The organism is Dactylosporangium roseum (genome assembly GCF_025264685.1).
GTDB lineage: Bacteria > Actinomycetota > Actinomycetes > Mycobacteriales > Micromonosporaceae > Dactylosporangium > Dactylosporangium roseum.
Genome location: NZ_CP073721.1, coordinates 1,565,282 through 1,580,804, shown reverse-complemented (window position 1 = coordinate 1,580,804; position 15,523 = coordinate 1,565,282). Strand labels below are relative to the sequence as shown.

Annotated in this window: 17 protein-coding genes; all 17 read right to left on the bottom strand. The window is 70.9% G+C overall.

Annotation, left to right across the window (positions count from 1 at the left end):
• A complete protein-coding gene (locus Drose_RS08130; protein ID WP_260727564.1) occupies positions 1-459 on the bottom strand; it encodes an NUDIX hydrolase in 459 nt (152 codons plus the stop codon).
• Between the two features lie 21 nt (positions 460-480).
• A complete protein-coding gene (gene lepB, locus Drose_RS08125; protein WP_260727563.1) occupies positions 481-1,122 on the bottom strand; it encodes a signal peptidase I in 642 nt (213 codons plus the stop codon).
• 27 nt (positions 1,123-1,149) lie between these two features.
• On the bottom strand, positions 1,150-1,956 hold the full coding sequence (lepB, locus tag Drose_RS08120) for a signal peptidase I (RefSeq protein ID WP_260729644.1): 807 nt from the start codon (positions 1,954-1,956) through the stop codon (positions 1,150-1,152).
• A 610-nt stretch (positions 1,957-2,566) separates the two neighbouring features.
• Positions 2,567-2,926, bottom strand: a complete 360-nt coding sequence (gene rplS / locus Drose_RS08115; RefSeq protein WP_259861964.1) for a 50S ribosomal protein L19 — start codon at positions 2,924-2,926, stop codon at positions 2,567-2,569.
• Positions 2,927-3,058: 132 nt separating this feature from the next.
• A complete protein-coding gene (trmD, locus tag Drose_RS08110; RefSeq protein WP_313900004.1) occupies positions 3,059-3,763 on the bottom strand; it encodes a tRNA (guanosine(37)-N1)-methyltransferase TrmD in 705 nt (234 codons plus the stop codon).
• On the bottom strand, positions 3,760-4,308 hold the full coding sequence (gene rimM, locus Drose_RS08105) for a ribosome maturation factor RimM (RefSeq protein ID WP_260729643.1): 549 nt from the start codon (positions 4,306-4,308) through the stop codon (positions 3,760-3,762). The genes trmD and rimM overlap by 4 nt, the downstream gene beginning before the upstream one ends.
• 8 nt (positions 4,309-4,316) lie before the next feature.
• On the bottom strand, positions 4,317-4,574 hold the full coding sequence (locus Drose_RS08100; protein ID WP_260727562.1) for an RNA-binding protein: 258 nt from the start codon (positions 4,572-4,574) through the stop codon (positions 4,317-4,319).
• Complete coding sequence (gene rpsP, locus Drose_RS08095; RefSeq protein ID WP_260727561.1) at positions 4,549-5,016, bottom strand: 30S ribosomal protein S16; 468 nt, start codon at positions 5,014-5,016, stop codon at positions 4,549-4,551. The genes Drose_RS08100 and rpsP overlap by 26 nt, the downstream gene beginning before the upstream one ends.
• 175 nt (positions 5,017-5,191) lie before the next feature.
• Positions 5,192-5,842 (bottom strand): DUF402 domain-containing protein, encoded by a 651-nt coding sequence (locus Drose_RS08090; RefSeq protein WP_260729642.1) that lies wholly within the window; start codon positions 5,840-5,842, stop codon positions 5,192-5,194.
• Positions 5,843-5,844: 2 nt separating this feature from the next.
• On the bottom strand, positions 5,845-6,495 hold the full coding sequence (locus tag Drose_RS08085) for a DUF402 domain-containing protein (RefSeq protein WP_260727560.1): 651 nt from the start codon (positions 6,493-6,495) through the stop codon (positions 5,845-5,847).
• Between the two features lie 44 nt (positions 6,496-6,539).
• Complete coding sequence (locus tag Drose_RS08080; protein WP_260727559.1) at positions 6,540-7,637, bottom strand: amidohydrolase family protein; 1,098 nt, start codon at positions 7,635-7,637, stop codon at positions 6,540-6,542.
• The gene (gene ffh / locus Drose_RS08075) at positions 7,621-9,159 is read right to left on the bottom strand and encodes a signal recognition particle protein (protein ID WP_260727558.1); all 1,539 of its coding nucleotides are present in this window, start codon (positions 9,157-9,159) and stop codon (positions 7,621-7,623) included. Before ffh ends, Drose_RS08080 begins: the two co-directional genes overlap by 17 nt.
• 68 nt (positions 9,160-9,227) lie before the next feature.
• Complete coding sequence (locus Drose_RS08070; protein WP_260727557.1) at positions 9,228-11,480, bottom strand: [protein-PII] uridylyltransferase; 2,253 nt, start codon at positions 11,478-11,480, stop codon at positions 9,228-9,230.
• A 27-nt stretch (positions 11,481-11,507) separates the two neighbouring features.
• Positions 11,508-11,846 (bottom strand): P-II family nitrogen regulator, encoded by a 339-nt coding sequence (locus Drose_RS08065; RefSeq protein ID WP_190249674.1) that lies wholly within the window; start codon positions 11,844-11,846, stop codon positions 11,508-11,510.
• A gap of 27 nt (positions 11,847-11,873) precedes the next feature.
• Complete coding sequence (locus tag Drose_RS08060) at positions 11,874-13,259, bottom strand: ammonium transporter (RefSeq protein WP_260727556.1); 1,386 nt, start codon at positions 13,257-13,259, stop codon at positions 11,874-11,876.
• Positions 13,260-13,434: 175 nt separating this feature from the next.
• A complete protein-coding gene (locus tag Drose_RS08055) occupies positions 13,435-14,223 on the bottom strand; it encodes a phosphotransferase enzyme family protein (RefSeq protein ID WP_260727555.1) in 789 nt (262 codons plus the stop codon).
• A gap of 59 nt (positions 14,224-14,282) precedes the next feature.
• Positions 14,283-15,509, bottom strand: coding sequence for a signal recognition particle-docking protein FtsY (gene ftsY, locus Drose_RS08050; protein WP_260727554.1), 1,227 nt, complete (start codon positions 15,507-15,509; stop codon positions 14,283-14,285).
• Positions 15,510-15,523 lie beyond the last annotated feature (14 nt).

Here is a 15,523-nt window from a genome sequence, read left to right as displayed (position 1 = left end):
TCACCCCACCTCCCGCAGCAGCGCGACGAGGTCCTCCGGGTAGTACCGCTCCGAGGTGGCCGTCAGCTCATCGACGGTCCACCACCGACTAATGTCTATGCTGCCGATCTCGTACTCGCCCAAGTGCGTCAAATCAACTTCAAATGCAAGCGTACGCACCACGAAGAAGGACTGCTCCTGCGTGTACCACTGGCCGTCGAACGGGAAGCGCACCACGTCGCTGCGCACCGGACCCTCCAGGTCGGCCGCGGTGACGCGCCGCCCGGTCTCCTCGAAGATCTCGCGGATCGCCGCCTCGACCGGGGTCTCCCCCGGCTCCAGCCCGCCACCCACCGTGAACCAGTACTGGTAGGAGGGGCGAGCCGGATCGCAGCCGCGCAGCAGCAACACGCGGCCCGCCGGATCGAGCAGGAGCACCCGGGCCGCCCAGCGGTCGGTGGGTCCCGCTTCTTCCGTCATAGCGACGAGCCTACGGCGTCGTCACCCGGTGGCGGGATTCGGCACCTTGTCGAAGGTGTCCGGGACGCTGAGCCACTTCGCTCTGGAGAAGGGCCAGAAGACCACGAACGCCCGCCCGACGACGTCGTCCTCGGCGATGGTGGCCTGGTTCGGATCCTTGGAGCGGATGAAGTTGTACCTCGAATCGCCCGACCTCGACCGGTGGTCACCCATCATCCACAGACGACCCTTCGGCACCGTGACGTCGAACTGCTCCTCGCTCGGCAGGTCCTGCAGCCCGTCCGGGTTCGTGTAGATGTACGTCTCGTCGAGCGGCGTGCCGTTGACCGTGATCCGCTGCTTGTCGTCGCAGCACACGACGTGGTCCCCGCCGACCGCGATGACCCGCTTGATGAAGTCCTCTTCCGACGGGTCGTTGCGCCAGGAGTTCGGCGCCTCGAAGACGACGACCTCGCCCCGGTGCGGCGAGCGGAAGTCGTAGACCAGCTTGTTGACCAGCACTCGGTCCTTGATCAGCAGCGTGTTCTCCATCGACTCGGAGGGGATGTAGAACGTCTGGAGAACGAAGGCCCGCACCACGACGGCGACGATGATCGCCACACCCAGCAACACCGGCAACTCGCGCCAAAAGCTACTGGGCTTCTTGGTCTGCTCGTCAATCACGCACTGAAGGGTACGTGTTCATTTCCATCAGCGGCGCCTCAACCACACCTGACGCGCCGAACGGGTCGAAACCGTGAGAGACATCGCCAGCGGGGCAATCACCATATCCGGAACCAACGGGATTCGCGGTGCCCGGGTGAGGTGCGGACCGGGCGGGCCGGCGGCGCTCCTCGGCACGTTCTTGAACGTGTCCGGCACGGACAGCCACCCCCACCGGCTGCTCGGCCAGAGGATCACGAAAGCCCGGCCGATGACGTTCTCGATCGGCACCTGACCCTGGCAGCGCGAGTCCTGCGACACACCCCGGTGGTCACCCATGACGAACATCTGGCCGGGCTCGACCTTGACCGGATCGAAGCGGCGTGCGGTGCACTGCCTCGGGTTGGGCACGGCGTCGAGCGGCGAGTCCTCGTAGATATACGACGACTCGTCGAGCGGATAGCCGTTGACCGTCACCCGGCCCTGCACGTCGCAGCAGGCGACCGTGTCGCCGGGCAGTCCGATCACCCGCTTGATGAAGTCCTTCTCGCCCGGCTGTGAAAATCCCACGAGGTCGCCGACCGTCCGCCCCAGCTCCGCGAAGAAGCCGGCATCCTTGTCGACCTGGTTCTCCGGCGCCCAGTTGGCCGGCCCCTGGAAAACGACGACCTCGCCGCGCTCGGGCTCGCGGACGTCGTAGAGGACCTTGTTGACCAGGACCCGGTCGCCGACGAGGAGGGTCTCCTCCATCGAGCCCGACGGGATGAAGAACGCCTGGACGAGAAACGTGCGGATCAGGACGGCGAGACAGAACGCCACGATGAGCAGCAGGGGCAGTTCCTGCCACAGCGGCATGTTCTTGCGCTTCCTGCGGACCTTGCTGCGCCACGACGAGGCCGAGCTGTCCTCGTCGTAGCCGCCCCGGGAGCGCGCGGCGCCGCGGCCACGGTCGTAACTGCGCTCGTAGCCACGGTCGCCGTGGGCGCGGTCGTCGTGGCCGGGCTGAGGGCCGCCGCGGTCGTCGTCGATGGCCCGGTCACGCATCAGTGGCGGCTCGTCACGGTCCCGGCGGCCACGGCTGTCGTAGGGGTCGTCATACTCCCGGCCGGCGTTCCACCCGGCGCGGTCGTCGTCACGGCTCCAGCCGCCGTCATAGAGGCGCTGATCCCGGCCCTCGGCCTGCTGCCCTCCGGTGCCCCAGTAGTCGTGGCCCGGATACTGCACGCCGCCGAAGCCGCGCTGCCCACGCTCCCCGCCCTCCTGCTCAAGGGGGCGTTGACGTGGGTGTATGTCATCGTCGCGATCGTCGTAACCGTCGCGGCCGTAGGGGTCGCTTGCCATCGGCGTCAGCCTAGATGCACAAGACCGCTTTGGGGAGTCCGATCCCCGCTCGACCGAAACGCCACTCCCGGACACGGCTCAGGGAGGGTGCGCGTCGCGCCCCTCCCTGAGGACAACCGTGCGGTCAGCTACTGACCTTGGTCTCGCGCTTCTCCTTGATCTTCGCCTTCTTGCCACGAAGGTCACGGAGGTAGTAGAGCTTGGCGCGGCGCACGTCGCCCCGGGTCACGACCTCGATCCGGTCGACGGCCGGGCTGTTGACCGGGTAGGTGCGCTCGACGCCGACGCCGAAGCTCACCTTGCGGACCGAGAAGGTCTCCCGCAGGCCCGCACCCTGGCGACGGATCACGACGCCCTGGAAGATCTGGACCCGGGACCGGTTGCCCTCGACGACCCGGGCGTGCACCTTGACGGTGTCGCCGGCGCGGAAGCTCGGGATATCGGTCCGCACCGACTGTGCGTCCAGCGCGTCCAGCGTGTTCATCGCGGCTGTTCCTCGTCACTCAAGGCACGCCCGAATTCCGCGGCGCGCGAGGGTTAGGGTGATCATGGGCGCGCGGGCTTTCTGCCCGCGGCAACCTCACCACTTTGCCACATCGGCACCGCGAACCTGAAATCAGGCCCCTTGATCGGGACGTTCCAGGCCGGCGATCAGGTCCGGCCGTCGCTCGGCCGTGCGCTGAAGTGCCTGCTCACGGCGCCAACGGGCGATCTTTCCGTGATCACCCGAGCGGAGGATCTCCGGCACGTCCAGCCCCCGCCAGCTCGGCGGCTTGGTGTACATCGGCGCCTCCAGCACGCCGTCGGCGTGGGACTCCTCGACCAGTGAGTCGGCGTTGCCGAGGACGCCGGGCAGCAGCCGGGTGACCGCCTCCAGGACGACCAGCACGGCAACCTCGCCACCGAAGAGCACGTAGTCACCGAGCGAGACCTCGCTCACCCGCATGCGGGAGGCGGCGTGGTCGAGGACGCGCTGGTCGATGCCCTCGTACCGGCCGCAGGCGAACATCAGGTGGGAGTCGCCGGCGAGCGCCCGGGCGGTTGCCTGGCTGAACGGGGTGCCCGCCGGACTCGGGACGATCAGGTGCGTCTCCGGCCCGGCGAGAGCGTCGAGGGCCTCGCCCCACGGCTCGGGGCGCATGACCATGCCGGGACCGCCGCCGTACGGCGTGTCGTCGACCGTGCGATGCACGTCGTGCGTCCACGTGCGCAGGTCGTGCACGGCGAGGTCGAGCGTGCCGGCGGCCCGGGCCTTGCCGATCAGCGACAGGTCGAGCGGGGCGAGATAGTCCGGGAAGATGGTGACGACGTCGACCCTCATAGGTCGAAGAGGCCTTCCGGCGGAGTGATCACGATACGGCCGCCGGGCACGTCGACCTGCGGGACGATCTCGCGGACGAACGGCACCAACCCGGTCCGGCCGTCGGTCAGCCGCACGACGAGCAGGTCGTGCGCCGGCGCGTGGTCGACGCGGACCAGCTCGCCGACCCGCTCGCCGCCGGCGTCGACGACGCTCAGGCCCACCAGCTCGTGGTCGTTGAACTCGTCCGGATCATCGCTGGGCGGAATGACGGCGCTGTCGACGCACAGCAGGACGCCCCGCATGTCCTCGGCGAGGTTGCGGTCGTAGATGCCCTCGAAGACGACGAGCAGGCGCCCCTGGTGGGGCCGCACCGACTCGACGGTCACGGCCGCCGGGGGCCGCCAGGCACCGGCCGGGACGGCCGCCAGGCGCCGGACCGCCGTCGAGTCGGTCGTGAGGACCGACCCGACGGCGAAACGATCTGCCGGATCATCCGTGCGCACGTCGACCACGACCTCGCCGCGGACGCCGTGCGCACGGATGATCTGGCCGACGACAAGCAGCATGCCGCTCAGTACGCGTCCACGATTTCGACGCGCACGCCCCTGCCACCGATCGACGTGATGACCTGCCGCAGCGCCTTCGCGGTGCGGCCGCCCCGGCCGATCACCGTGCCGAGGTCCTCCGGGTTGACCCGGATCTCGAGACGCTGCCCACGCCGGGAGTCGACCATGCGGACGCGGACGTCGTCAGGGTTGTCGACGATGCCCTTGACCAGGTGCTCCAGCGCGGGGCGCAGCACGTCAGGCCTCCGCGCCGGCGCCGGCACCGCTCTGCTCCTCCGCCTGTGCGGCCGGAGCCCCGGCCTCGGCAGGACCGTCCCCGCGGGTGCGAGGAGCGCTCTTCGCCTTCGGTGCGGTGGCCAGGCCGGCGGCGGCTTGCGCCTCCGCCTCGTAGGCCGCACGGCGGTCCGGCGCAGCCGCGCGGACCTTCAGCGGCTCGGCCGGTGCCGGCAGGCCCTTGAACTTCTGCCAGTCGCCGGTCTTGGAGAGGATCGCCCGCACGGCCTCGCTCGGCTGGGCGCCGACGGAGAGCCAGTGCTGGACCCGCTCGGAGTTGACCTCGATGCGCGAGGGCTCCTCCTTCGGGTGGTAGAGCCCGACGAACTCGATCGCCCGACCGTCACGCTTGGTGCGCGAGTCGGCGACGACGATGCGGTACTGCGGGTTGCGGATCTTGCCCATCCGCAGGAGCCGGATCTTGACGGCCACTTGGTTGCTCGCTCCTGGATCTGTTGGAAGCCGAGCGACCGCCCGGACACCGTGGGGATGGCGCCGTCGGCAGCTCTGTGGGACTGGCACGACGCCGGGTTAGAGGGCTCGGACGCGCACCGTATACCAACAGAACATTGTGCCAGACCGGCTACCGAGCGCAAAAACCAGGGGCTCACTGCATCGGCGGACGGTCCCAGCCGGGTTCCAGCGCTGGCAGCTTCCACTCGGGCGGCGGCATGAAGTCGATCCACGTGCCGTCGAACGGGAACAACCCCGCCTCGATCTCCTTCACGACACGTTCGCCCTCGGCTCGTACGGCCGCCTCGTCCTTCACCCAGTAGTGCTCGGGAAGCGCGAGCCGCTCCAGGAACTCCTCCTCGTCCTTCCAGTTCCACGACCGATCGGGCGCCACCTGGATGTCGAGGTCCTCGTCGGTGACGTCGACCCCGGAGGTGCCGTTGTCGTCGCTCCAGCGGATCGCCGGGCGCTCCAGGTTGACATACCACCCGGTGAACTCGTCGGCGTCGTCGCGGAACCACCACACCGAGTGCGCCGGGTCGCCGGGCCGGTGCAGCTTCAGCACGCCGGGACCGCTCCAGGTGCCGTGCTTCAGGCTGGTGCCGAGCGTCACGAACTCCGCGAACGGCATCGTGCGCATCCCCCGGCCGTCGCCGGAGACCTCGTTGACCACCGGTGTGCCGCGGGCGATCCACAACAGCAGGCCCCGCTCGTCGTCGGAAACCACGCGGGCCGGGCGGACCCAGCCCATCCGGCCCAGCCGCACGTTGCGGTGCATGATCACCTGGCCGGGTGTGAAGACCACGCTCAACGGCGCTCCCTCGGTCGGTCCCAGCCCTCCGTGACGGGCTCGGGGATGGTCCAGCTCGCCGGCGGCCGGAAGTCGGTCCACGTACCGTCGAACGGCCAGGCGCCGGCCTCGATCGCCGGCACGACAGCCCGGCCCTGGGCCCAGACCGCGTCCGGGTCATCGACCCAGTAGGCGCCGGGATAGGCCAGGCGCTCCTCGAGCTCGTCGGCGTCCTTCCAGCCCCAGCGGCGGTCCGGCCAGACCCAGATGTCGAGGTCCTGGTCGGTCAGGTCGACACCGGCGACCTCACCGTCGTCCCAGGTGACGGACGGTTCCTCGAGGTTGACGTACCACGCCCGGAAGCCGCCCTGCGGGTCGAAGAGCCACCAGACCGAATACGCGGCGTCGCGAGGATGCAACTTGAGGCAGCTCGGCCCGCGGTACACATCCTGGATGATCTTCTTCGGGCTCTCGATCCAGTCGGCGAACGGCATGTCGCGCGGCCCCGCGCCGTCGACCGTGACCTCACGGATGAGCGGGCTGCCGGTGGCGAGCCAGAGACACGTGCCCTGCTCGTCGTCGGAGACCACCCGCGTCAGGGGCGCCCAGACCAGCGTGTCATGGGTGAAGTGCCGGTGCAGGACCGGTCTTCCGGGACGCAGCGGCACGGACCCAGCCTACTCGATCCGGCCAACCGGCCGGCCGCCGTCGTTCAGCGCACCACCCGGCCACGCAGCACGATGCGCTCCGGTCGGAGCAGCGTGGTCAGGTCGGTGCGCGGGTCCTCGGCGTAGACGACCAGGTCGGCCAGGCCGCCCTCGACCAGGCCCGGGAAGCCCAGCCACGCGCGGGCGCCCCAGGAGCCGGCACGCAGGACGTCGAGCGGGGACAGGCCGGCCTCGCGGTGCAGCAGGAGCATCTCCTCGGCGGCCAGGCCGTGGTTGATGCCGCCGCCCGCGTCGCTGCCGACGTAGATCGGCACGCCGGCCTCGTGCGCCGCGCGCACCACCGACGGGAAGCGGTCCCGCAGGGCGAGCATGTGGCGGGCGTACCCCGGGAACTTGCCCTCGGCCTGCGCCGCGATCCCGCCGAACGTGGCGATGTTGATCATCGTCGGGACCAGGGCGGTGCCACGGCGGGCCATCTCGGCGATGTCGTCCTCCGCGAGGCCGGTGCCGTGCTCGACCGAGTCGACCCCGGCGCGCACCAGGGCGGCGACCGACTCCTCGGCGAACGTGTGCACCGCGACCCGCGCGCCTGCGGCGTGCGCGGCCTTGACGGCGCCCGCCATGGCAGTGAGGTCCCACGCCGGGGCGAGGTCGCCGACGCCGCGGTCGATCCAGTCGCCGACCAGTTTGACCCAGCCGCTGCCGGCGGCGGCCTGCCGGGTGATCTCACCGGCCAGGTCCGCCTCGCCCACCTCGACGCCGATGTCGCGCAGGTACCGCTTGGGCGGCGCGACGTGCCGCCCGGCCCGCACCAGGCGCGGCACGTCGGGGTCGTCGTCGAGCGACCCGTACGGAATCGGGGATCCCGCGTCGCGGATCGCCAGCACCCCGGCGTCACGGTCGACGACCGCCAGCGAGCGGGCCTCACCGACCCCGGCGGCGGGCCGCCCGCCCGGCGCGATGCCGAGGTGGCAGTGCGCGTCGACCAGGCCCGGCAGGATGAACCCCGCGTCGGCGACCGTCACCGCCGACGGGACCGGCTCGAAGGTCACCCGGTCCCCGACCAGCCACAGGTCGACGGTCGTGTCCTCGGGCAGCAGCACGCCCCGGACGTGCAGCGCGGGCTCAGGACTCCTTGTCACGCTTCATCAGCTTCGAGAAGTCGAGCTTCGGCGGCCGGAACCCCTGTGGCGTGCCGGCGGCGTTGGGGTCGAACTGCGACGGGTCGAGGCCCGGCGGGAGCTGCGGCATCATCGGCATGCCGCCGCCGAGGCGCGGCTGGCGCGCGTTGCCGCCCTTGTTGCCCTTGCGCTTGTTCTTCGGCGACTTCGTCGCCTTGCGCCGGGCGCCGGGCAGGCCCATCATGCCGCCCATCTGCTTCATCATCTTCTGCGCGTCGGCGAAGCGGTTGAGCAACTGGTTGACGTCGGTGACGGTGGTGCCCGAGCCGTTGGCGATGCGCACCCGGCGCGACGCGTTGAGAACCTTCGGGTTGACCCGCTCGTTGGGGGTCATCGACCGGATGATCGCGACGACCCGGTCGAAGTGCTTGTCGTCGAGCTCCGCGAGCTGATCCTTCATCTGCCCCATGCCCGGCATCATGGCCAGCACGTTGGCGATCGGGCCCATCCGGCGCACCGCCTGGAGCTGCTCGAGGAAGTCCTCGAGTGTGAACGTCTCGCCGCCCATGAGCTTGGCGGCCATCCGCTCCTTCTCGTCCTCGGCGAACGCCTGCTCGGCCTGCTCGATGAGGGTGAGCACGTCGCCCATGCCGAGGATGCGCGAAGCCATCCGGTCGGGGTGGAAGACGTCGAAGTCCTCGAGCTTCTCACCGGTCGACGCGAAGATGATCGGCTGGCCGGTGACGTGACGCACCGACAGCGCCGCGCCACCGCGGGCGTCGCCGTCGAGCTTGGACAGCACCACGCCGGAGATGCCAACGCCGTCGCGGAAGGCCTCGGCAGTCGCGACCGCGTCCTGACCGACCATCGCGTCGATGACGAACAGCACCTCGTCGGGGTCGACGGCGTCGCGGATGTTCACGGCCTGCCGCATCATCTCGGCGTCGATGCCGAGCCGGCCGGCGGTGTCGACGATCACGATGTCGCGCATCTGCCGCCGGGCGTGCTCGATCGACTCGCGGGCCACGGAGACCGGGTCGCCGACGCCGTTGCCGGGCTGCGGCGCGTAGACCTCGACCCCGGCCCGGCCGCCGAGCACCTGGAGCTGGTTGACCGCGTTGGGGCGCTGGAGGTCGGCGGCGACGAGCAGCGGCTGATGTCCCTGCGCCTTGAGCCAGCGGGCCAGCTTGCCGGCGAGGGTCGTCTTGCCGGAGCCCTGGAGACCGGCGAGCATGATCACGGTCGGCGGGTTCTTGGCGAACTGCAGCCGCCGGGCCTCGCCACCGAGCGTCGCCACGAGTTCCTCGTGGACGATCTTGATGACCTGCTGGGCCGGGTTGAGCGCCTGCGACACCTCGGCGCCGCGCGCACGCTCCTTGAGCCGGGCGACGAACGCCTTGACCACGGGCAGCGCGACATCGGCCTCGAGCAGCGCCAGCCGGATCTCCCGCGCGGTGGCGTCGACATCGGCGTCGGTGAGCCGCCCCTTGCTCCGCAGCTTCGTGAAGATGCCGGAGAGCCGGTCACTCAAGGTGTCAAACACGACGGATCCGTCCTCGGGTGTAGGAGTCCCTTGAAGGGTACGCGACCACCGGCAGGGCGGCGCGACCGTCAGGCCGACGGCGCGGCCTGGAGCACGGCCGCCTCGACGCGTGCCCGGTCATCCGCCTCCCAGATGCCTGCCAGGTAGAACGCGTCGACCACGTCACCGCCGAGCGTCGAAATGCGCGTCGAGCGCACGTCGGCGCCGACGTCCTCCAGCGCGCTGGCCACCCGGAAGAGCAGGCCCGGTGTGTCGGTGGCACGCAGTTCGAGCACCGTCGCGTCGGTGGCCGCCGCGGCCGGCTGCCAGACGACGCGGGGCGGTGCGGCGGTGCCGCGCCGGGCGGACCGCTCCCGGGCCGCCAGCCGCTCGGCCACCGGCAGGTCGCCGGTGACGGCCCGGCGCAGGTCGCTGACGACGGCGTCCCGGTCGGGTTCCCCGCCGTACCGCGGCTGCACCGCGCACACCATGCGCGCCACCCCGTCGAGGGTCACCGTGTCGGCCGTCACCACGTCGAGCCGGTGCAGCGAGAGGCACCCGGCCACGGCCGCGAGCAGGCCACGACGGTCCCGTGCGGTCACCGACACGGAATCCGCATCGAGGTGTACGTCCGGAAGCCGCGCCGGCAGCGGCAGCGCGGCGGCCGGCGAGGGCGGCGGCTCGACCACACCGCTGTCGAGTGCCCGCTCGACGTGGCGGACCAGGTCGGCGATGAGCCGGCCCTTCCAGTCCGACCAGGCGGCGGGCCCGGTCGCGGCCGCGTCGGCGCGGGCCAAAGCGTGCAGGAGCGCCAGTGTCGAGGCGTCGCCGACGGCCCGCGCCACAGTGGCGATCGTCTGCGGGTCGGACAGATCCCGCCGGGTCGCGGTGTCGGGCAGCAGCAGGTGCAGCCGGACCACCTTCTCGACCTGCGCGACCTCGGCCGGGCTCAGGCCGAGGCGGGCGGCGACGCCGGCCGCGATCGGCGCGCCGACGATGCTGTGGTCGCCGGGCAGGCCCTTGCCGATGTCGTGCAACAGGCCGCAGAGCACCAGCAGGTCGGGGCGGTCGACGTCGCGGGACAGCCGGGCCGCCTGCCGGGCGGTCTCGACCAGGTGCCGGTCGACCGTGAACAGGTGCACCGGGTTGTGCTGCGGCAGGCTGCGCACCCGGGCCCACTCGGGCAGCCAGTTCACGACCAGGCCGTACCGGTCGCAGGCCTCCCAGACCGCGATCATGGACGGACCGCTGCCGAGCAGCGTGAACAGGGCGTCACGGGCCGGTGCCGGCCACGGCTGGGGCATCGGGGCGGCAAACCCGCCGAGCCACTCCAGCGTGGCGTGCGCGATCGGCAGCTCGGCCCGGGCGGCGGCCGCGGCGACCCGCAGCGGCAGGGTCGGCTCGGGGCGCGGGGTGACCGCGGTCCGGGCCAGCACGACCTCGCCGTGCTGCTCGACGACGTCGCGGGCCAGCGGTCGGCGCCCGGTGTGACCGCGGGTGCTCGGCGCCGCCCAGCGTTCGACCGCGCGCCAGGCGTCGTCACTCGCGTAGGCGATGGTCCGCGCGGCCTCGGCGATACGGCGCGGCACGTCGTCGCGGTCGCCCAGGTCGAGCAGTTCCGCGACCTCGTCACGGTCCTGCGCGAGGAGCCGGTCGACCCGCCGGCCGCGCACCGCGTGCAGGGCGTCGCGGACGTCGAGCAGGGTGCGGTGTGCGCCGCGGACCGCCGGGCGGGGCCCGTCGGCGACCCCGGCGAAGCCGATGCCGCGCAGCACCCCGAAGTCGCGCAGGCCGCCGCGCGACTCCTTGACGTCACCCTCCAGGAGGAACGCCAGCTCGCCGTGGGCCTTCCAGCGGTCCTGGGTGAGCCGCCGCAGGGCGGGCAGCAGGTGACGGGCCTCCCGCCGCCACTGCGCGACGGCATGCTGGTGCAGCCGATCGAGCAGGCCGCCGTCGCCGGCGACGAGTCGTGCGTCGAGCAGCCCCATGGCGACCTTGACGTCCTCGCGGGCCAGCGTGAGCGCCTGCTCCGGGCTGCGGGTGGAGTGGTCGAGAGCGAATTTCGCGTCCCAGATCCGGTACCAGATGCGCGTCCCCAGCTCGCCCGCCGCCGACTCGGCCGCGCCGCCCGAGTGCAGCAGGACCAGGTCGAGATCGCTGCGCGGGGCGCACTCGCGGCGCCCGAGACCGCCGACGGCGACCAGCGCGAAGCCGTCGGCGACACCGCCCGCCTCGGCGTAGACCTTCGCCAGCCAGCCGTCGAGCGCGGCGGAGCGCTCGGCACGCGCGTCGGCGCCCGCCTCGGTGGACAGCACCGGGGCGGGCGCCGACGGTCGTGTCATGTGCTTCAGGGTAGGGATCGCAGCGGCTTACAGGGCGTCGAGCCCGCGCTCGCCGGTGCGGACCCGGACCACCTCGTCGACAGAGGTGACCCAGACCTTGCCGTCACCGATCTTGCCGGTGCGGGCGGCGGTCACGATGGCGTCCACCACCTTCTCGAAGTCGAGCTCGTCGGTGACGATCTCGACCCGGATCTTCGGGACGAACTCCACCGTGTACTCCGCACCGCGGTAGACCTCGGTGTGACCCTTCTGACGTCCGTATCCCTGAACTTCGCTCACGGTCAGGCCGGCCACGCCCAGGGCGTGGAGTGCCTCTTTCACCGCGTCGAGCTGGTACGGCTTGATGACCGCGGTCACCAGCTTCATGCCCATTCCCTCCGACATCCCTCGACGCTATCCGGCTACCTTTTCGGACGCCGGCTGTTCGGCCGGCGCTGCTGCCGCCTTGCTCGTCCCCACGCCCGCCATCGCGAACGCGCCGCCGCTGCCGCCACCCGACGGGGTCAGGTCGTAACCACTCTCCGCGTGCTCGGCGATGTCGATGCCCTCGACCTCGGCCTCGGCACTGACCCGGAAGCCGACCGTCTTCTGGATCACGAAGGCCAGGAGGAAGGCGATCGCGAACGAGTAGACCGTCACGATAGCGCTGGCAGCGGCCTGCCCGGCGAGCTGGCCCGCGCCACCAGCCATGAAGAGACCTGCCTTGGCGCCGACCGTGTCGGTGATCGCCGCGTTGAGGTCGGGGTTGGCGAAGAAGCCCAGCCACAGGGAGCCGATCCAGCCGCCGACGAAGTGGACACCGACCACGTCGAGCGAGTCGTCGAAGCCGAAGCGGTACTTGAGGCTGACTGCCAGGGCGCAGACGATGCCGGCGACGAGACCGAGCAGAACGGCCGCCCACGAGTCGATGAAGCCGCAGGCCGGGGTGATGGCGACCAGGCCGGCGATCGCGCCGGAGGACGCGCCGACGAGGGTCGGCCTCCGGTCACGGATCCACTCGACGATGATCCAGCCGAGCACCGCGGCGGCGGTCGCGACCTGCGTGTTGACGAAGGCCAGGCCGGTGACGCCGTCGACGGTCAGCTCGGAGCCGGCGTTGAAGCCGAACCAGCCGAACCACAGCAGGCCGGCACCGAGCGCGACGAACGGCACGTTGTGCGGCTTCATGCTCTCGCGCGGCCAGCCGATGCGCTTGCCGAGGACGAGCACCACGCCGAGAGCCGCCGCACCGGCGTTGATGTGGACGGCGGTACCACCGGCGAAGTCGAGCGGGTGGAGCTTCCGCGCGATCCAGCCGCCGCCCCACACGTTGTGGGCGACCGGGAAGTAGACGAGGGTGGCCCAGCCGAACGCGAACAGCAGCCAGCCGCCGAACTTGGCCCGGTCGGAGATCGCGCCGCTGATCAGGGCGACCGTGATGACGGCGAACGTCATCTGGAACACCATGAAGACGAAGGTCGGGATGCCGATGCCGCTCGGGTTCCCGGCGGTGGCCCCCCAGAACAGGTCGATGTAGGTCTTTGTGCCGAAGTACTGGCCGAGGTCACCGAACAGGCCGCCGGCGGAGTCCGAACCGAACGCGGCCGAGAAGCCGTAGAACAACCACAGGACGCTGACGAGCCCGATCGCCGAGAAGCTCATCATCATCATGTTGAGAACGCCCTTGGAGCGGTTCAGGCCACCGTAGAACAGCGCCAGACCGGGCGTCATGAGCAGCACGAGCGCTGTCGACACCAGCAACCATGCGGTGTTGCCGGTATCGATGGTCGCTTCAGGCACGCTGGCCTCCTCGTAGGCGAGATCCTCCCTCCCGACCGTCGAGGCGGCACTGCCCTTCAGCCGGTTGCGCGAGAGCTTTCATGTCCCACGTTTCGCGCACCGGCGCCGCGCGGTTTCTACCGCGTCACGTCATGTTTCCTGCGTGTGAAGAAACGCTCACACAAACGAAATGGACCTACCGAAGGGCGTATTCGAGCGTGTGCCACTCATAGTCGATCAGGCGCAGATCACGCACCGGACGGCGGAGATGTCCCTTGTGCACGATCCGCACGAAGGCCGGATCGCCGGCGGCTGCCATCCGCCGGATGCCCTCGATGTGGTCCACGATCCGCTTGCGGATCACCCGCACCAGGCGGTGCCGGTCGCGGGGAGTCAACCCGTACGCATCGGCGAACATCCGCAGCCGGCGGGGACGGTTGGGCCGCTTCCAGCCCAGCGTGTAGGAGTCGCGGTCGGAGAACAGCGGCACCCAGGTCCAGGCCGCATAAGCCACGTCGTAGATGCGGGCGCCCGGCGAGGCGAGGTCGAAATCGATGAGCGACAGCGTGCCGTCGGGCCGCCAGATGACGTTGTGCGGCGCCGCGTCGTGGTGGCAGATCACCTCGGTGTCCGGCGGCGGGGGCCCGAACGAGCGCCAGACCGCGTTGGGCGGCGGACGGAAGCCCGCCTGGGCGTCGTGGAACATCCGCAGCATCGTGGCCACCGTGACCATCGCCTCGTCGGTGACCCAGTGGGGGGCGAGCGGGTATTCACCGCACTCGCCCTCCAGGTATGACAGGACCTCACGGCCCCGCTCGTCTATGCCGAAGGCCCGCGGCGCCCCGGTGAACCCGACGTATTCGAGATGGCGCAGCAATGCGTGCACCGCGGGGGTCCACGGGCCTGCGTTGCGGCGCACCGTGTCGCCCGAGCGCACCACGACGGAGGTGTTCCCGCCGTGGAGCGGGATCTCCTGCTGCGTCACGTGATCGTCCTTCGCTGACCGAGCCGGCGAGACCTACGGTCCCAAGGTACCGTCCGAGGTTACGCGTCCGCGCCAACGAGCGCGTCGACGAACTGTCGGGCATCGAACGGCGCGAGGTCGTCGGGGCCCTCGCCCAGGCCGACCAGTTTCACCGGAATGCCGAGTTTGCGCTGGACCGCGATGACGATGCCGCCCTTCGCGGTGCCGTCGAGCTTGGTCAGCACGACCCCGGTGACGTCCACCACCTCGGTGAATACCCGGGCCTGCTCCAACCCGTTCTGTCCGGTGGTGGCGTCGAGGATGAGCAGGGTCTCGTCCACCGGCCCGTGCTTCTCCACCACCCGCTTGACCTTGCCCAGCTCGTCCATCAGGCCGACCTTGTTCTGCAGCCGGCCGGCCGTGTCGATCAGCACCGTGTCCACACCGGCATCAATACCCCGTTTGACCGCGTCGAACGCGACCGACGCCGGATCGGCCCCCTCCGGGCCGCGCACGACCTCGGCACCGACCCTCCCGGCCCAGGTGGCGAGCTGCTCGGCGGCGGCGGCACGGAACGTGTCCGCGGCGCCGAGGACGACGGTGTGACCGTCGGCGACGAGCACCCGGGCGATCTTGCCGCAGGTGGTGGTCTTGCCGGCGCCGTTGACACCGACGACGAGCAGCACCGCGGGACGGCCGTCCTGCGGCCTGGCGGCGAGGGTGCGGTCCATCTGCGGGTCGAGGGCGGCCACGAGCTCGTCGGCGAGCATGGCCCGCAACTCGGTCGCGGTCGCGGTGCCGTGGATCCGGGCGCGCTCGCGCAGCTTGCCGACGATATCCGTGGTGGCCGCGACGCCGACGTCCGCACCGATCAGCGTCTCCTCGACCTCGTCCCACGTGTCGTCGTCGAGCTTGTCGCGGGACAGCAGCGCCAGCAGGCCCTTGCCGAAGACGTTCTGCGAGCGGGACAGCCGGGCCCGCAGCCGGACGAGCCGGCCGGCGGTCGGCGCGGGAACCTCGACCTCGGGCACCTCGACGGGCGGCGGGGCCTCGACAACGGGCGGCGCCGCCGGCACCGGCGGCGGGGCATCGATGACCGACGGCTTGATCCCGGCCGGCGGCGCCTTCGCTCTCGGTGGCGCCTTCTCGATCGTGGGCGCCTGCTCGGTGGGCGCCGGAGTCGGGGGTTTCTCCTCGGTGGGCGGTGGCAGTGTCGGCGGTTTCCGATAGCGCGGCGCGACGAGCGCCAGAGTGGCCCCGATCACCACAACGAGCAGTACCAGGCCGAAGACGATGTACGACTCCATGTCAGGAATCCTCC